Origin of the sequence: Streptomyces sp. NPDC020780 (assembly GCF_044334475.1) — a bacterium.
GTDB lineage: Bacteria > Actinomycetota > Actinomycetes > Streptomycetales > Streptomycetaceae > Streptomyces.
The window spans coordinates 35,308-52,515 of record NZ_JBIRTB010000006.1; the positions used below are offsets into that span (position 1 = coordinate 35,308).

At 72.5% G+C, this 17,208-nt stretch carries 11 protein-coding genes and 2 tRNA genes; 3 read left to right on the forward strand and 10 right to left on the reverse strand.

Features of this window, described 5'->3' with window-relative positions; genetic code table 11:
- Nucleotides 1–41: 41 nt before the first annotated feature.
- The 4 genes from ACH4VO_RS13005 to ACH4VO_RS13020 form a co-directional block, all read right to left on the reverse strand.
- Nucleotides 42–1,754, reverse strand: coding sequence for a HAMP domain-containing sensor histidine kinase (locus ACH4VO_RS13005; protein WP_360994262.1), 1,713 nt, complete (start codon nucleotides 1,752–1,754; stop codon nucleotides 42–44).
- Entirely contained in the window at nucleotides 1,747–2,487 is a 741-nt protein-coding gene (locus ACH4VO_RS13010) for a response regulator transcription factor (protein ID WP_360994265.1), read from the reverse strand. Before ACH4VO_RS13010 ends, ACH4VO_RS13005 begins: the two co-directional genes overlap by 8 nt.
- A 65-nt stretch (nucleotides 2,488–2,552) precedes the next feature.
- Nucleotides 2,553–3,476, reverse strand: a complete 924-nt coding sequence (locus ACH4VO_RS13015; RefSeq protein WP_360994457.1) for an amidohydrolase family protein — start codon at nucleotides 3,474–3,476, stop codon at nucleotides 2,553–2,555.
- Between the two features lie 83 nt (nucleotides 3,477–3,559).
- Entirely contained in the window at nucleotides 3,560–4,474 is a 915-nt protein-coding gene (locus tag ACH4VO_RS13020; RefSeq protein WP_360994268.1) for a DUF2797 domain-containing protein, read from the reverse strand.
- 178 nt (nucleotides 4,475–4,652) lie between these two features.
- On the opposite strand from ACH4VO_RS13020, the gene ACH4VO_RS13025 reads away from it, so the two are divergent.
- Nucleotides 4,653–5,366 carry an alpha/beta fold hydrolase gene (locus tag ACH4VO_RS13025; protein WP_360994270.1) on the forward strand — a complete coding sequence of 238 codons (714 nt, stop codon included), beginning with the start codon at nucleotides 4,653–4,655 and terminating at the stop codon, nucleotides 5,364–5,366.
- Between the two features lie 316 nt (nucleotides 5,367–5,682).
- On the opposite strand, the gene ACH4VO_RS13030 is transcribed toward ACH4VO_RS13025, so the two are convergent.
- The 4 genes from ACH4VO_RS13030 to ACH4VO_RS13045 form a co-directional block, all read right to left on the reverse strand.
- Nucleotides 5,683–6,621, reverse strand: coding sequence for a hypothetical protein (locus tag ACH4VO_RS13030; RefSeq protein ID WP_360994273.1), 939 nt, complete (start codon nucleotides 6,619–6,621; stop codon nucleotides 5,683–5,685).
- Nucleotides 6,622–7,608: 987 nt separating this feature from the next.
- Complete coding sequence (locus ACH4VO_RS13035; protein WP_360994276.1) at nucleotides 7,609–8,160, reverse strand: hypothetical protein; 552 nt, start codon at nucleotides 8,158–8,160, stop codon at nucleotides 7,609–7,611.
- Nucleotides 8,161–8,333: 173 nt separating this feature from the next.
- Nucleotides 8,334–8,406, reverse strand: a tRNA-Arg gene (locus ACH4VO_RS13040).
- A 262-nt stretch (nucleotides 8,407–8,668) separates the two neighbouring features.
- A tRNA-Ser gene (locus tag ACH4VO_RS13045) sits at nucleotides 8,669–8,759 on the reverse strand.
- 599 nt (nucleotides 8,760–9,358) lie between these two features.
- Here ACH4VO_RS13045 and ACH4VO_RS13050 point away from each other — a divergent pair.
- Together ACH4VO_RS13050 and ACH4VO_RS13055 are read left to right on the forward strand one after the other, a co-directional pair.
- Nucleotides 9,359–9,832 (forward strand): SSI family serine proteinase inhibitor, encoded by a 474-nt coding sequence (locus tag ACH4VO_RS13050; RefSeq protein WP_360994278.1) that lies wholly within the window; start codon nucleotides 9,359–9,361, stop codon nucleotides 9,830–9,832.
- 355 nt (nucleotides 9,833–10,187) lie between these two features.
- Nucleotides 10,188–14,345 (forward strand): PAS domain-containing protein, encoded by a 4,158-nt coding sequence (locus ACH4VO_RS13055; protein ID WP_360994281.1) that lies wholly within the window; start codon nucleotides 10,188–10,190, stop codon nucleotides 14,343–14,345.
- A gap of 114 nt (nucleotides 14,346–14,459) precedes the next feature.
- Here the strand turns inward: ACH4VO_RS13055 and ACH4VO_RS13060 are convergent, their stop codons facing one another.
- Both ACH4VO_RS13060 and ACH4VO_RS13065 read right to left on the reverse strand, forming a co-directional pair.
- Nucleotides 14,460–16,106 carry a long-chain fatty acid--CoA ligase gene (locus ACH4VO_RS13060; RefSeq protein ID WP_360994283.1) on the reverse strand — a complete coding sequence of 549 codons (1,647 nt, stop codon included), beginning with the start codon at nucleotides 16,104–16,106 and terminating at the stop codon, nucleotides 14,460–14,462.
- 247 nt (nucleotides 16,107–16,353) lie between these two features.
- A complete protein-coding gene (locus tag ACH4VO_RS13065) occupies nucleotides 16,354–16,908 on the reverse strand; it encodes a SigE family RNA polymerase sigma factor (protein ID WP_360994284.1) in 555 nt (184 codons plus the stop codon).
- Nucleotides 16,909–17,208: the final 300 nt, after the last annotated feature.

The window sequence follows — 17,208 nt, forward strand, 5'->3', positions numbered from 1 at the left end:
TCGGGGTGCACGGGGTGCTCGGGGTGCACGGGGTGCACGGGCTACTCCCGGTGCCCCGGGTGCGCGGGCGCGAGCCCGTCGGCACGGGCGTCCCCCGGGACGGCCGCCGTCCCGTCTGCCGGACTGCCGGCCGGCCCGGCTCCCGGAGCGCCGGGCCGGGCCCCCTCGTACACCGGGTCCGCGGGCAGACGGATCGCGAACACCGTGTTCCCCGGCACCGACCGCACCTCGGCCAGCCCGCCGTGCGCGGCGACGACGGCCTGCACGATGGCGAGCCCCAGTCCCGTCGAGCCGGCATGGCGGGAGCGCGAGGCGTCTCCGCGCGCGAAGCGCTCGAAGACATGCGGCCGCAGCTCGTCGGGGATGCCGGGCCCGTCGTCCTGGACCTCCAGGGTCACCCAGGGCAGCTCCCGGCGTGCCTGGCGCACCCGTACCGTGACCGTCGTCCCCGGCGGGGTGTGCGTACGGGCGTTCGCCAGCAGGTTGACCAGGACCTGGTGGATCCTCGTCGGGTCCGCCCGTACGGTCGTGGGCACCTCGGGCAGTTCCAGCCGCCAGTGCCGGGTCCGCCCGTCCCCTTCAAGCCGGTCAGGAGGCCCGCCGAACGCGTCCGACGCGCCCGGCCGCCCTGTGCGGTCGGCGGCGCGGGCGTCGCTCACGGCGTCGATGACGAGCGTGGAGAGATCGGTGCTCTCGTACGAGAGCGGCCGTCCGGCGTCGAGCCTGGCCAGCAGCAGCAAATCCTCGACGATGCCCGTCATCCGTTCCGCCTCGGACTCGATCCGGCTGAGGGCGTGGCGGGTGTCGGGCCCGGCGTCCTCCCGCCCGCGCCGCGTGAGTTCGGCGTAACCGCGGATCGAGGCGAGTGGGGTCCGCAGCTCGTGGCTGGCGTCCGCGACGAACTGCCGGACCCGCGTCTCACTCTTCTGGCGCACATCCAGGGCCGAACCCACGTGACCGAGCATCCGGTTGAGGGCGGCCCCGACCTGGCCGACCTCCGTCCGCGGATCGGCTTCGGCTTCGGGCACCCGCTCGAACAGGGCCACCTCGCCGCTGTGCAGGGGGATTTCGGAGACCCGTCGCGCCGTGGCGGCCACCCGGCGCAGCGGGCGCAGGGCGACACCGACCACGGCCGCTCCCGCGATCCCGGCGGCGATCAGCCCCGCACCGGTGACGCAGACCTCGACGACGATCAGTGCGGTGAGCGCGCCGCTCACCTCGGCGGTCGGGATACCGACGAGCAGCGTCGTGCCGCCGCGCGACCGGACGGCCTCCACGCGGTAGCCGCCGAGCCCGGGCAGGTCGACGTCGTGCGCCTCGCCGTCCGCCGGGACACCGGCCGCCTCCAGGGCGTCCGTCTGCGCGCCGGTCAGTGGCTCCGTGTTCGGCTGCGTGAACTTTTCCCGGGCCTGCACGACCTTCGACTCGGTGACGGCCCCGTCCACGGACACGGCCCCGAACGTCTTGAAGGGCTGGCCGCCGCCCATGCCGACGAATCCGAGCGGTTCCACGCCGTCCGGCCCGCCCGGGGGAATCACTCCGCCGGGCGGCCCGCCGGAGGCGGCCCGCACCGTGATGTCACGCAGCTGACCGTCCAGCTTGCCGTACAGGTAGCTCTGGAAGGCGAGGGCGGTGACGGAGCCGATCACGGCCGCGACCACGGCGATGAGGGTCACCGCGTACACGACGAGCCGGGTCCGCAGCGTCCACGGACGCCGGGCTCCCGTCCGCCTCCCGGCCACCGCTTCACTCACCGGGCTTGATCAGGTATCCCGCCCCGCGCCGGGTGTGGATCATCGGGCTCCGCCCCGCGTCGATCTTCTTGCGGAGGTAGGAGATGTACAGCTCGACGACGTTGGCCTGGCCGCCGAAGTCGTAGTTCCACACCCGGTCCAGGATCTGGGCCTTGCTGAGCACCCGGCGCGGGTTGCGCATCAGGAAGCGCAGCAGTTCGAACTCGGTCGCCGTGAGGTGGATCGACACGTCTCCCCGGCTCACCTCGTGGCTGTCCTCGTCCAGCACCAGGTCACCGACGACGAGCGTCGACTCACCACGGGCCGCCGCGGCCGTGCCGGAACGGCGGATCAGCCCGCGCAGCCGGGCCACGACCTCCTCCAGGCTGAACGGCTTGGTGACGTAGTCGTCGCCACCCGCCGTGAGCCCGGCGATCCGGTCCTCCACAGAGTCCCGCGCGGTCAGGAACAGCACCGGCACGTCGGAGAGCTCGCGCCGCAACCGCCCCAGCACCGCGAGCCCGTCCATGTCGGGGAGCATCACGTCCAGGACCACCGCGTCGGGCCGGAAGTCACGTGCCGTACGGACGGCGCCCGCACCGTCACCGGCGCTGCGCACCTGCCACCCCTCGTACCGCAGGGCCATGGAGAGCAGCTCGGCCAGCGGAGCCTCGTCGTCCACGACCAGGACACGTACGGGATTGCGGTCCGGCCTGAGGAGTTCGGTACGCCCCTGGGGCGAGATCGTCGTCATGCCACCAGCCTTCGGGGCGGCCGTGAGAAGGACCTTTCCCCCACCTGTGAATTCCCTGAGAATCCTCAGGCCCGGCCGAACAGCGCACGCGCGTTCCCGTGGCAGACGGCTCGCAGCCACGGGTCGCCCAGCTCCAGACGTTCCAGGGCGTGCAACTGGTGGGCGTACGGATACGGGATGTTCGGGAAGTCCGTGCCGAGCAGGATCCGGTCCCCCAGATCCGCGAGCCGCCCCCGTTCCGCGACGGGGAACGGGGTGAACCTCTCCGTGAAGTCCGTGAAAGCCATGGTCGTGTCGAGCCGCACCTCGGGGTACGCCGCCGCCAGCTCCAGGAACTCCGTGTACTCCGGCATCCCCATGTGCGCCACCACCAGCCGCAGCCGCGGATGGCGGGACAGCAGCCGGCCGACCGGCCCGGGCCCGGTGTACGCACCCGGTGCGGGACCCGACCCGCAGTGCATCACCACCGGGACACCGGCCTCCGCCAGCAGACCCCAGACGGGCTCCAGCAGCGGATCGTTGGGGTCGTACCCGCCGACCTGGAGATGCGACTTGAAGACCCGTGCCCCCGCCTCGACCGCCTCGCGCACATAGCGGTCCACCCCCTCCTCCGGGAAGAAGGTCGCCGTGTGCAGACAGTCCGGCACCCGCGCGGCGAAGTCCGCCGCCCAGCCGTTCAGCCAGGCCGCCATCCCGGCCTTGTGCGGGTAGAGCATCGAGGTGAAGCGCAGCACACCGAACGCCCGCAGGAGCGCGAGCCTTTCGTCCTCGGCGTGCCGGTAGGTGATCGGCCACTCCATACCTGTCAGCGGACCCGCCGAGTCGAAGTAGGCCCATACCTTGCTGAGCACCCGCTCCGGCATGAAGTGCGTATGGACGTCGATGATCCCGGGCAGCCCGAGCCGCTTCCAGAACTGCCGTACGTCGTCCCGATCGCGGTCACGGTCCTGATCCCGGTCGGGGTGGGGATCGCGGTGCTCGTCACCCATACTCATCCGCCCCATTCCCTGCCCGTTCCACTCTTGCACTGTCTCCGCCGCTCTCGCCGCTCTCGGCGCTCCCGGCGACCATGTCAGAACAGACCGTCCTGCACACCCCCACCCCCCACGCCGACGACCGGCACGGTCACACCCGCCCGTGCGTCGGCCCCGACCAGATTCCAGCCGGTGATCAGCCGGGTGTCCAGGACCACGATCCCGTCCGCCCCGGTCTCCAGATGCAGATCGGGCCCGGCGGCCGCAACCAGTCGTCCGGCCACCACCCCGCCGTCCGCGAGCCCGGTCACCGCCCGCATCCCCGGGCCGCCCTCCGCCGGCACGGATCCTGCCGGCCCGGCACCCTCCAGGCCGAACACCCGGCCATGGTCCACCGCTTCGAACGGCAGCCGCTCCAGCGCCTCGGGCCACCCGGCGCCCTCCAGCGCCACGGCCCGCCCGTACAGCACCGCGAGCTCGGCGGCCCGTTCCGCCGGTCCGGGCAGCACACCCCGCACCGCACGCTTACGTGCGTACGGAATCCGGTCGGGCACGCCGAACGCCGAGCGCAGCAGTTCCTCCGTACGCCGCGCGGCCATCAGCGGTCCGCGGCCCAGCCAGCTGAACACCACCGCGCCCTGCTCCCGCAGCCGAGCCGCGTCCCGGGCCTCTCCGGTGATCCCGACCTTGACCAGCCCCGGCCCGAACCAGGCGAGGTAGACGCGGTACGGACGAGGATCGTCGGCCATCGTGTCCGCGGCCACCGAGTGCGCCCGGTCCAGCCGCCCGCACTCCGTGCACCGCGCCCCGGTGCTCCGCACCGGCACCACGGCCCCGACCGGGCACGCGTTCCCACGCGCACCCACACAGTGCCGCTCCCCCTCGGCCCGGAACCCGAGCTCCTTCCCGTACGCCAGGGCACTCACCCTCCCCGGCCCCACCCGGCCGGACCGCCGCCACATCAGCACGGGCCCTTCCCCGGACCAGCTCAGCCCGGCGCACTGCCACCCCATACGCCCACTCCTGGCTCGTCGTCGTTTCGGCACCACAGCATCACAGCACCGCGAGGACGACGTGCGAGATCCGGGCCGTGCCGCGTGGGCCGAGGACTCGTGACACCGATTTTGGTGACGGTTCCGCCGCTGGTGAACCTCGACCCGCCACCGAAGCGTCACCGCCTAGCCTCCGCACATGGCTGATCACCGCTCGGTCGACGTGGGAGGGATCCGGCTCGCCTACGAGGTGTCGGGGCCGCCGGACGATCCGCCGCTCGTCCTGCTCCACGCGCTGGGCGAGAACGCCATCGACTGGGAGCAGGTGGTGCCCGCCCTGGCCCGCAGCCGACGTGTGTACGCCCTCGACCTGCGCGGACACGGTCGGAGCGACTGGCCGGGGAACTACTCGCTCGAACTCATGCGGGCCGATGTGCTGCGGTTCCTGGACGCGCTGGGACCCGGCCCCGTGGACCTGATCGGGCATTCCCTGGGCGGGATCGTGGCCTACCTGCTCGCACAGGACCATCCGCAGCGGGTGGGCCGACTGGTCCTGGAGGACGTACCGGCCCCCCGTCCCCGGGAGCCGAGCACCCCGGTCAGGCCGGACGGCGAGCTGACCTTCGACTGGGAGATGGTCCTGGCCGTCAAGCCGCAGCTCGACCGGCCGCATCCCACGTGGCTGGAGCGGCTCAGCGGCATCACCGCCGAGACCCTCGTGCTGGCCGGCGGCCCGCGCAGCCACGTGCCCCAGGAGGGCGTCGCCGAGCTGGCCCGCCGCGTCCCCGGCGGGCATCTGGTCACCATCCCGGTCGGACACCTGATCCACCGGGCAGCGCCGGAGGCGTTCACCGACGTGGTCGCCGCGTTCCTGCCAGCGGGGAAGACCGCGCGTCACGCCCGCCGCCCGTGATCCGCGCGAGCACCGCCCACGGCGCCGTCACAGCCGACAGCCTGTCAACGCCGGAGGCCCTCAGGCTTTTTCCTGAGGGCCTCCGGCCTGCTGTGCGTCCGGCAGAGATTCGAACGTACGACCTATTGATCCGTAGGTGCGTCCGGAACGGTCCGGCGGTCACACCGGTCGCGGACCGGCCCGACGAGGACTCCGGCAAAAGGGGACGGATGCCGGAGTCCTGGTACGTCGCCGCTGTACCGCACTACGACTCCGCCGCGCCCCCGCGCGCCCACCGGGCCGCGGGCTCCGTTCGGGCCCGCGGCCGACGCTCCGGCTACGTGTCCAGCCAGTCGGTGGGCGTCACGGCCTGGTCGGTGAGGACCTGCAGGTTCCTTCCGTCGACTGCGTCCACGGCATAGGTGCGGGGGGTGTAGTCGAATTCGTCCGTGGCGGAGAAGGCGATCCGGGTGCCGTCGGGCGAGAAGACGGGGCCGCGGATGCTGCCGAGCGTGGTCGTCCAGTTGCTCTGCAGCTCGGTGACGGCGCCGGTTGCCACATCGACGGCACTCAGGCCGTTCACGGTGACGTAGACGATGCGCTGCCCGTCGGGAGACCAGTCGACGGGCGCGGACAGCGCGTTGCGGACGGTGCTGATCTGCCGTGCCTGCCGGGTGCCGGTGTTCATGACCCAGACGTCCCTGCCGTACTCCCAGCCGTCGGCGGTCTCGTACGCGGTCGTCCGCACGAAGGCGATGCTCCGGCCGTCAGGCGAGAAGGTGCCTGCGCCACCGGCCGCCGTGAGCACCTCCTGCCCGGTTCCGTCGCTGTTGATCCACTCCATACCCCTCGGGCTGTCGTACACGACCCGCTTGCCGTCCGGGGACCAGTCGGGGTGCCCGACGTACGGGGCCTCGCCGGTCTCGGGCGCGATACCCCGGACCAGAACCTTTTGGCCGCTGCCGTGGGCCTCCGCGACCACCAGGTTCCGGGCGTACATGCAGCCCTCGGTCTGGGGAATACAGGTGTCGTCGCGCTGGACGTACGCGACGGTTGAGCCCTTCGGGGAGAGGACGCCGTCCTCGGCGTTCTGCGCGAAGATGATGATGCCGCCACTCACAGGGTCGAGCGAGCCCAGAGCGGGAGAGCCGGAGGAGTAGTCGGTGGCGGTGATCCAACCGGCCGTCGTCCCCTGCTCCGCCGCTGCTGTCCCCGCCATCGGCAGAGCAGAGGCGACGACGATCCCCACGGCCAGTACGGCGCGTCTGAAAAGCACTTGAGTCCTCCTGGGAAACCGGGAACCGGCGTTCCCGGCCCCAGTACAAGAGCGCAAACGGATCAAGAAACGTCACCCGGGGCACAGGCGATCCGCCGGGCGGTGCCGATGCCCTCGGCGAAATCGCTGTCCACTACAGCTGTCAGGCCCGCTTTTCCAGCTCCGGCCCTCGTATGGCCCCGCCCGCACAGCAGCGCCCCGGCCCTCAGCGGACGCGGCGTCAGCGGACACTCGCACCATGGGCCGCGGGCGAACCGAGCTTCCCGAGCCGAGGCCATGGGTCCGGAGTCGTCCGGTCCCTGACCGGGCTGCTCCGAGCCCGTCGCTGCACCCTGCTGCTGTACGCAACGCCGGAGGCCCTCAGGATTCCTCCTGAGGGCCTCCGGCCTGCTGTGCACTCGGCAGGACTCGAACCTGCAACCTTCTGATCCGTAGCTGTAGCCCGGACCGGTCAGTGACGGTCGTACCTGCCGCGACGGGACCGCGGAGAGCGACCAGCGGCCGGACGCGGTTGCTCAGGTTGCGGTACTCCACTGCTGTACAGGAGCGAGGCACCGTCGCTCCTCCTGGAGCCGGACCGTTGACGCTCCTCTTGTTGTCAGTGCCGCTTGCTAGATTGCCTGGTGGGTAGAGACCGGTCAGAGAACCTTCGAGGTCCGCGGTCAAGGGGGGTGGGCACAAAGGTCCCCGGGAGCCACCTCGGGACTATGTTGCAGGCCGTGGATCCCCGCCCCCCTCATCCGTCCATGAAGCCGGCGGTCGGCACCTCCACCGAACGCGCCACTGTACGAACGACCTTGACGCCCTGGGCCGCGACTGCTCGGCTCTTCCTGGGTCGAAGGTGGTCGGGATGGGAGCCCACCACGCCCACCACGAATCCGCCGGCACCCCCGAACGGCATCCCTCAGCCGAGACTTGGCTCACCCGTCCACAACCTCCCGGGACAGAACAACTAGGGCAGTCGCTATGACGAGTTTCGCCTGCTGGTCAGCGCCCACCCCGCTGGCCCAGCAGGCGGGCTTGCTGCTCCTTCAGGTGAGCGAAACCCTGGCGGGCGTACCCGGCGATCTCTTCACCGGGAAAGGACACCAACGAGAGGTGTTGGTCGAAGTTGCCCTGCTCCCAGCGTGCAGTCGTGATCTCGTAGCCCGACACGTGAGCACACAGTTGCAGCAGGATCGGCGGCATCACCGGCTCCCGCAACAGATCTGCGTTCCTGATGACGAGATCACGCATGGCGCGGATGTTGGGCAGGAAGACTGTGGTCACCCACAGCCGCCACTCGGCTAGCTCCTCCTCGGTGGGAGGTATCTCGTGATCGAACGGCGATCTGCCGCCAGGACGGGCGTTGCGCTCTTTGAACGCCTGGAAGCTGCGGCTGTTGGCCTCGGTGAGAGCGAACAGTGGGCCGTAGAAGTCGCTGAGCTGACGATTCACACGCGCGAGGCGCTCTTGGCGCTGTGCCAGGCGAAGGCCGTTCAGATAGGTGGCGATGTAGCCAGCGAACGCAAGCCCGATGGTGGCAACCAGAGCGATCATGCATCGCGATGCTAATCAGGTAGCAGCGCCGTGTCAGCGGCCAGTGAGGATCGCCCTGGTCCTCGGACAGCACAGGTCCGCGCCGATAGGTGCCCCACCGACGCAGCCGCGTTGATGTCACCCGCTGATGTCAGAAGCCCCGCCGGGCGAACCGGCGGGGCTTCTGAACTGTGTGCACTCGGCAGGATTCGAACCTGCAACCTTCTGATCCGTAGTCAGATGCTCTATCCGTTAAGCTACGAGTGCCTACCTGCGGTCTTCACCGCCGGTGTTGCCTCCCCGGCTTTTTCTGCCTGGTCGGCGTTGCGGGAACAACATTACATGACCTGCGCCGTCACGCGAAATCCATTACCCATAGGCGCTCTGACCTGCGGAAACACCACTCACGGGCCAATTCCAGGCAGGACGTCCCCATGCTGCCGGAGCCGGGCGCGTTGCCGACCGAACCGGAGACAGGACCGGAGAACGGCCGAAGCCCCGTGCCTGGGGCACGGGGCTTCGGTTTCTGCGGAGGCGGAGGGATTTGAACCCTCGATGGGCTTTAAGACCCAAACCGCATTAGCAGTGCGGCGCCATAGACCGGACTAGGCGACGCCTCCAGCACACCCCGCGCAAGCGCGGGTGGTGCGTGCAGATGATGACACAGTCGAGCGCGCTGTCACCAATCGCCGCCCACGGTACTAGGCAGGTGGGCGGCGAGGCAAAGCGCCCTGCGGCAGACGATCGAGGGGGCGTGGGTGGCCACGAGGGGACCCGGGCGGCCGGTCCCGGGGCAGCGCGGAGGACGGGACCCACGGGCACCTGGGCCGCGCCGGAGACGCCCGGCCGTACGGCACCCCTGGGGGGATCAGGGGCGGGGCGCCAGGGGTGCGGGCGCCCCGTGCAGGACGCCAGGAGGGCAGCCGGCCGCACCCCGGTGGGCGATGCCGGGGATGACGAGGAGCGGGCCGACGGCACCCCCGCGGCCGACCCCTCCGGCGCGGGCCCGCCGGACCACGCTCCGGACCCCCGTTCCGCACACTGTTCCGGTCGGCCCCCCATGAGTTGCGCAACGTGTGGGCGTGCGGAGCGTTAGAGAGTGCGAGGGCTCCGCCCTCCGTCCGTCACCGCCTATCTGACCGGCGCGCGCACGACCACCGCGCGCGTGCCGAGCAGCCCGGCGCGCGCCCCCGTGCGCCGGAACACAACAGGAGCCCGCATGCTGCGCCGTCTCACCGTCACCGCCGTCGCCTCCCTCGCCGTGCTGTCCGCCGCCGCGCCCGCCGCCACGGCCGCCTCCCCTCTCGTACCGCTGCCCCCGCTACTGCCCGTGCTCCAGGGCGACTGGCACGACGGGAAGGAAGCGCAGACCCGGCTCACGGTGACCGTCTCGGAGTCCGGCAACCCGGCGGCCGACGGCACGTTCGAGCTGGAGTGCGGGCCGGCGGGCGGCAGCCACCCCGCGGCGCAGCGGGCCTGCGACCTGCTGGACGAAGCCGCCGCCTCGGGCGAGAACCCCTTCGTGCCGACGGACCGGAACGCCATGTGCACCCTCCAGGCCGGCGGGCCGGCGGCCGCCCGGGTCCAGGGGACGTGGCAGGGCGAGGAGGTCGACGCCCGCTTCAGCCGCTCCAACGGCTGCGAGATCTCCCGCTGGAACAACCTGGTGCCGGTCCTCCCCTCGGCGAGGTAACCCCCGCACACGGGCGTGGGGGGGGGGGGGCCCCGCGCGGGGGCGGCGCCCCCCCCCCCCGGGCGGGGGGGGGGGGGGCGGGGGCCCGCCCCCCCCCCCCCCCCCCCCGGCCGGGCCCCGCCCCCCCCCCCCGCCCCCGCCCCCCCCACGTCCGCGCATGTCGTAGGGGGCGCGCGCGGTCACAGTCAGACCACCGGCGTGCACCGTGTGCACAGAACCTTGGTGAGAGCTCCCCCTCATCCGCCGCCCCATGGGCCGTCCCAGCCTTTAGACTCGTCCCATGACAGCCTGAGGCCCGAGGGGCAGGATGGGGCCCGCTGTCGGCAAGGTGCGGTATTCAGGGAGGAAGCGTCGCGTGAGCAGCAGGCCATCCAGAGGCGCTGCTCGCCTCGCAGCCATACTCGACGCCCTCCCGGACGGGCTGCTGCTCGTCAACTGCAACGGCACGGTCGTCAACGCCAACACCATCGCCCTCGAGATGTTCGAGACCCCGGGCACCGCCCTCGTGGGGCGCGGGCTGCTCGATCTGCTCCCGGAGTTCGACTCCAGGCTGATTCCGGGGTCGATGCGCAGGCCGGATGCCGCGGACGAGCAGGGCAGGACCAAGCCGACGCGGATGACCGCGCGGCGCACCGACGGCAGCGAGTACCCCGTCGAGGTCACCAGCGCCAGCCTGGACAGCGGCCAGGCCGGGTACAACGACATCCACTCCAGCTACACGGGCGACGAGCTCCTCATGCTCGTCGTGCGGGATCTCTCCGGCACCGTCGACACCGAGGCCGAGCTGGCCCGTTCGCAGCGTCAGACCGAGATGATCCTGCGGGCCGCCTCCGAGGGCGTCGTCGGTACGGACATGGACGGCCGGGTGGTCCTGGTCAACCCCGCCGCCGCACAGATCCTCGGCTTCCGCGCCAGCGACCTCGGCGGCAAGGAACTCCACACGCTGGTCCTGCACTCGCGGGCGGACGGCGAGCCGTTCCCGTACGACGGGTCTCCGCTCGCGGACACGCTCAAGTCCGGCCGCAAGCACCGGGTGCGCGGGCAGGTGCTCTGGTCCAAGAGCGGCGCCCAGGTACCGGTCGACCTGACGACCGCACCGGTGCGCGACGGGGACCAGCTGGTCGGCGCCGTCATGACGTTCACCGACCGCAGGCCGTACGAAGAGCTGACCCAGCAGCACACCGGCGAGGTCACCGGGCTGACCGAACGGCACGCCGCCGAGGTCGCCGAGCTCACCGAGGCCCATCGGGCCGAGATCGCCGAACTCACCGAACGGCACGCGGCCGAGCTGGCCGACCGGACCGAGCGGTACGCGTCCGAACTCGAGGAGCAGGCCGAGCGCCTGGCCGATCTCGGCGAGCGGCACACCCAGCTGACCGCGGTGCTCGGGGAGTCCCTGCGCGGTCCGCTGGAGGAACTCCGCGGCGAGCTGTCCGCACTCGCCGCCGACCCCGCCGGCCAGCTCTGGCCCGAGGCCAACCAGATCCTGCACCATCTGGCCGCCGGCTACGCCCGGATGACGACGCTCGTCGACAACGTCCTGGGGTACCAGCGGCTGGACAGCGGCGCGGAGGAGCTCGTCAAGCAGCGGGTGCTGCTCGACTCCGTGGTGACGGCCGCCATCGACGGGGCGGTCGAGCTGATCGGCCCCGGCCGCGCCCAGTTCGCGGTGCACGCGCCCCCCATCGAGGCCGAGGTGGACGCAGGCCGGCTGATCACCGCACTGGCCCACCTCGTCGCGGACGTGGCCGGCGTCGACTCGACCGGTAAGGCACGGCTGGTCCCGGGCGGCGGCTACGTCGACTCGACGGTCGTCGTGGCCGCGGCGCAGCGTGGTGACGTCGTACGGATCGAGGTGCGCGGGCCGTTCGCCGGGGGAGACCCGGTGCATGTGCCCATCGTGCGCGGAATCGTGCGGGCGCACGGCGGCGTGCTCCAGACACACGAGATGCCGGGGATGAGCGGCAGCGCGTACGTCCTGGAGGTGCCCATCGGTGCGGGTGCCGGGACGGTCGCGCCCCCGCCGCCTCCGGTGCCCGAGGAGGCTCCTGTCCCGGAGCCCGAGGCCGTGCCCCAGCCCCAGCAGGGTGGCCGGCGCAGGGCGCGCAGGTCGTCGACGGACGCTTTCCTGGAGAGTTCCGTCGAGGCGCCGCCGGCCGGGGACACCGATGCGTCGGAGCCCACCGGGCGGCGCAGGGCCCGGCGTGCGGCGGCCCCCGGCGAACAGCAGGGGCAGGACGTGGTCCTGCCGCAGCAGAGTGAGGGTTCCGGCCGCCGGCGCGGCCGTCCCAGCCCTGCCGAGACGGGTACGGAGGCTCCGGCGGCCGAGCCCCGCCGGGCGCTGGCCCTTCCCGCGGCCGCCTCCGCGGCTCCCGCTCCGTCCGAGGGTTCCGTGGTGACTGCGGCGGAGGGCGCGCAGGGGGCCAACGGGCGCCCGCAGCGCGGCCGGACCGTGCCGCCGCAGGGTGTGCCGCACGGTGCCCAGGGGCGTCCGGAGGGCGGCCACCAGCCGGCGCTCCCGGCCCTCGCCTCCTCCGAGACGTCGTCGCAGCAGGCGCACCAGCAGTCCGCGCAGCAGCCCGGGGGGCGGCGGGCCCGGCGGGCTCTCGCCGCGGCCCAGGAACGCTCCGCCGCTGCCCAGCCGACGGGCCCGCGTACCGCGTTCGCGCTGCCGCCCGCCGACGCCGACCGCGTACCGCCGATCGCACCCGACGCCTCCGGTGCTCCGGTCCCGCCCGCCGCACCGGTTCCGTCACCCTCCGCCGCCCCGGCACCCTCCGTCGCCCCGCCGGTTGCTCCGGACCCGCCCGCCGCACCGGTCCCGTCGGCCCCCTCCGGGGTGCCCGCGTACCCCGGCCCGGTGGGCCCGGGGGCTCCGGGTATGCCGGTCGCTCCGGACGAGTTCGACGCGGCCGGCGCGCCGGTGGAGCGGCACGACAGCACCCGTGCCGCACCGGACGCGGACCACCTCCCTCCGCAGGCCCGTCCCGTACCGTCCGGCCGCCGCAGGGCGCGCCACGCGGACGTGCCGGAGCAGCCCCGGCCCGGCCACCCCGTCCCCGGGCAGCCGCTGCCGGCCGTTCCCCCGCAGCCCGACTGGGCACAGCCGGGCGCCCCGGGGCAGGAGTCGGCCGTACCGATGGCGGACGAGTCCGCTTTTGCCGCACCTGGTCAAGCCGACGACGAGTCCTGGGCCGGCCCCGGCAGCACCACGCACACCTCGGGCACCATGCGTGTGCCGGGCGCGCCCGTCCCGGCCCCGTCCCCCGCGGCGGCGCATCATCCCGCCGACGCCGACGCGCAGGCCCTCCCCGTGCGGGACGCCCGGCGGCAGCCGCTGCCCGCGGAGACGCAACCGCCCGGGGGCGCCTCGTCGGACTCGACGCAGGGACGGGCGTTCAGCGTGCGGACGCTGGGTCAGGGAGTGCCGTTCGCGCAGCACCTCGCCCATCAGCAGAACCAGACGTCCAGCGGTGCCGGACGCCGACGCAAGCTGGCGGCCCCACCCGAGGCGGAGCACGCGGCCGCACCCACCACGGGTCCCGTCCCGTCGCAGCCCGGCACGGCCCCCGTTCCGCCGCAGCCCGGCGTGACGGGAGCGCCCGGTGCCGCGCAGGGCAGTACGACACAGGGCTCGGGGCAGTTGCTGTCCCCGCCCCCGGCGGAGGGGCGCTCCTACGCCATAGGGGCGCCCGACGAGGGCGCCGAGGGTCCGGAGCCGCTGGACGGCCCCGGAGGCGCGGTGGAGGTGGCCAACCGCCCGCAGCCGCTGCCCGTCGACGACGAACTGCCCCCGGAGCCGCTGGACAACCCTCGCCGGCTGCTCGTCTGGCCCGCCCCGGACGCCTCCACCCAGCAGGCCCTCAGCGACCGCGGCTACCGTCCGGTGATCGTGCACTCCCGCGAGGAGGTCGACGCCCAGATCGCGGCCTTCCCCGCCGCGCTGTTCGTCGACCCCCTGACGGGGCCGATCACCCGCACGGCACTGCAGTCGCTGCGCCAGGCCGCCGTCGCCGCGGAGGTACCGGTGCTGGTGACGGCCGGCCTGGGGCAGGCGACCCGGGAAGCGGCGTACGGCGCCGACCCCGCCGTGCTCCTCAAGGCACTCGCTCCGCGCGACAGCGGCCAGCACCCGCCGCGGGTGCTGGTGATCGAGGAGCACGAGGAGATCGCGCTGGCGCTCACCGAGACGCTGGAGCGCCGCGGCATGCAGGTCGTCCGGGCGTCCGGTGACAGCGAGGCGGTCGACCTCGCCACCCGGATGCGGCCGAACCTGGTGGTCATGGACCTGATGCAGGTACGCCGCCGGCGCGCCGGGATCATCGACTGGCTGCGGGCGAACGGGCACCTGAACCGCACGCCGCTGGTCGTCTACACCTCGGCCGCCATGGACGAGTCGGATCTGGCGCGGCTCGGTTCGGGGGAGACCGTGCTCTTCCTGGCCGAACGCTCCACGAGCGACGAGGTGCAGTCCCGGATCGTGGATCTGCTGGCGAAGATAGGAACCAACTGAGCACCGGGCGCGGGACGCAGCACGCCTACGTCGAGGGCGGTACGGGAACACCCGTACCGCCCTCGAGGCGAACCGGTCCCGCACGGCCCTCGCCCCCGGAACCGTCCGGGACCGTCAGAGCCGGGTGACGTCCAGCTCGCCCTCCGCGTACTGCCTGCGGATCACCTTCTTGTCGAACTTGCCGACACTCGTCTTCGGTACCGCCGGGACGATCGTCCACCGCTCCGGCAGTTGCCACTTGGCGACGGACTGGGCAAGGAACGTCTTCAGGGAGGCGTAGTCGGCCGTGGCCCCCTCCTTGAGGACGACGGTCGCCAGCGGGCGCTCGCCCCACTTGTCGTCGGGAACGGCGACGACGGCGGCCTCGGCCACATCCGGGTGCGCCATGATCGCGTTCTCCAGCTCCACGCTGGAGATCCACTCGCCGCCGGACTTGATGACGTCCTTCGCCCGGTCGGTGAGCGTGAGGAAGCCGTCCGCGCTGATCACCCCGACGTCGCCGGTCTTCAGCCAGCCGTCCTCGCTGAACTTGTCCTCGGGCCTCAGATGCTCGCCGTTGGCACCGCCGTAATACGCGCCGGCGATCCAGGCTCCGCGTACCTCCAGTTCACCTGCGGACTCGCCGTCCCACGGCAGGCGCTCGCCGCCGGGGCCGGCCAGGCGCGCCTCGACGCCTGCCGGGAAGCGGCCCTGCGTGATGCGGTAGGGCCACTCCTCCTCGTCCGTCAGTCCGGCGGGCGGGTTGGCCATCGTGCCGAGCGGTGACGTCTCCGTCATGCCCCAGGCGTGGTGGAGCCGGACGCCCAGCTTGTCGTAGGCCTCCATCAGGGAGGGCGGACAGGCCGCGCCGCCGATCGTGACGCTGGCCATGGAGGTGAGGTCGCGCGGGCGGGCGGTGACCTCGGCCAGCAGCCCCTGCCAGATGGTGGGGACCGCGGCGGCGTGCGTCGGCCTCTCGCGCTCGATCATGTCGGCGAGCGGGGCCGGCTGGAGGAAACGGTCGGGCATGAGCATGTTGACGCCCGTCATGAACGTCGCGTGCGGGAGCCCCCACGCGTTCACGTGGAACTGCGGGACGACCACGAGGGTCGTGTCCTTGTCCGTCAGCCCCATCGACTCGGCCATGTTGACCTGCATGGAGTGGAGGTAGATGGAGCGGTGGGAGTAGACGACGCCCTTGGGGTCGCCGGTGGTCCCGGAGGTGTAGCACATGGCGGCGGCCTGGCGTTCGTCCAGCTCGGGCCAGTCGTACGTGGTGGGACGGCCGGCGAGCAGTTCCTCGTACTCGTGCACCCGCGGTGCGGCGCCCTCGAGTACCGACCGGTCACCCGGTCCGACGACGACCACGTGCTCGACGGAGGGCAGGTGAGGGAGGAGCGGTACGAGCAGCGGCAGCACGGAGCCGTTGACAAGGACGACCTTGTCGTCGGCGTGGTTGACGATCCAGATCAGCTGCTCGGCGGGGAGCCGGAGATTGAGCGTGTGGAGCACGGCGCCCATGGACGGGATCGCGAGATAGGCCTCGACGTGCTCCGCGTTGTTCCACATGAGGGTCGCGACGCGCTGATCGCCGTCGATGCCCATCTCCTCGCGGAGGGCGTGCGCCAGTTGCGTGGCGCGCTCGCCGATCTCCGCGAAGCTGCGCCGCTGCGGCTCCGGATCGCCGGTCCAGGTCGTCACCTGCGACTTCCCGTGGATGGTCATCCCATGGTTCAGGATGCGGGTGACAGTCAGCGGTACGTCCTGCATGGTGCTCAGCACGGCGTCCTCCCGGTGGGCGCTACGTGGCAGTGGGGTTCCGCTGATTCTGCTCACATACCGAGCGGTATGTCACTACTCCCGGGAGTACCAATCGATGACGGCGGGCAGACCGGCGGGCCGGAGACCGGACCGCGACGGCTGCGCCAACCGTGACAGGAGCACGGCCGACGGCCGTGACAGGGGGAGCGTGTCCGGTCCCACAGGCGCCACGCAGGCCATCTCACGGGGCGGCGGGCGGGCGGCCGGATCAGCGGACCGGAGTGAGTTCCGGGTCCGCACGGAGCTTCCCGAGGGCCCGGGAGACGGCGCTCTTGACCGTGCCGACGGACACCCCGAGGAGCTCGGCCGTCTGGGCCTCGCTGAGGTCCTCGTAGTACCGCAGGACGACCATGGCCCGCTGCCGGTCGGGGAGCTTGAGGACGGCACGCCACATCGCGTCATGCAGGGTCTGGTGCTCCGCCGGGTCGGGAGCGGGCGCGGCCTCCTTCTCGGGGAGTTCCTCGCAGGCGAACTCGTCGACCTTGCGCTTGCGCCACTGCGAGGTGCGGGTGTTCACCAGAGCGCGGCGGACGTACCCGTCCAGGGCGCGGTGGTCCTCGATCCGCTCCCAGGCCACGTACGTCTTGGTGAGCGCGGTCTGCAGCAGGTCCTCGGCATCGCTCGGGTTGGCGGTGAGCGAGCGGGCGGTACGCAGGAGTACGGGCCCTCGCGCCCGTACGTAGGACGAGAACGACGGGTAGCGGCGGTTTCCGGCGGAGGCAGCGAGCGCCGTGGAGGCGCCGGTGCACACTGGCGTGGTCATGGCTCCACGCTAGGAGCGGGTGCCGTCGGGGGGATCGGCCCCAGGTCGCGAAGCGGCGTCCGCCTCAGGTCGGAGAGGTGGGGCAGGCCCCACCTCCTGAAGGTGGAGGGCCTGCCCGGGCACCTCGGGGTCCGCACCCCGAGGACGCCCGCCCCCCGCGGAGGGCGGGCGGCACGGCAGTGGCGCGACGCTGCCGGGTGGGCCGCCGCCTCATTCGGCCGGCCGGTTCACCGGGTTGCGACGTCGCGAGACCGAAGCCGCGCACCACGTCACCGGCGAATCACCCGCGCCGCACCGGCC

Bases quoted from the DNA above. Each gene is read 5' to 3' on its own strand.
- ACH4VO_RS13010 (WP_360994265.1), bottom strand. From the start codon at position 2,487: ATGACGACGATCTCGCCCCAGGGGCGTACCGAACTCCTCAGGCCGGAC.
- ACH4VO_RS13015 (WP_360994457.1), bottom strand. From the start codon at position 3,476: ATGGGTGACGAGCACCGCGATCCCCACCCCGACCGGGATCAGGACCGT.
- ACH4VO_RS13020 (WP_360994268.1), bottom strand. From the start codon at position 4,474: ATGGGGTGGCAGTGCGCCGGGCTGAGCTGGTCCGGGGAAGGGCCCGTG.
- ACH4VO_RS13025 (WP_360994270.1), top strand. From the start codon at position 4,653: ATGGCTGATCACCGCTCGGTCGACGTGGGAGGGATCCGGCTCGCCTAC.
- ACH4VO_RS13035 (WP_360994276.1), bottom strand. From the start codon at position 8,160: ATGATCGCTCTGGTTGCCACCATCGGGCTTGCGTTCGCTGGCTACATC.
- ACH4VO_RS13050 (WP_360994278.1), top strand. From the start codon at position 9,359: ATGCTGCGCCGTCTCACCGTCACCGCCGTCGCCTCCCTCGCCGTGCTG.
- ACH4VO_RS13065 (WP_360994284.1), bottom strand. From the start codon at position 16,908: ATGACCACGCCAGTGTGCACCGGCGCCTCCACGGCGCTCGCTGCCTCC.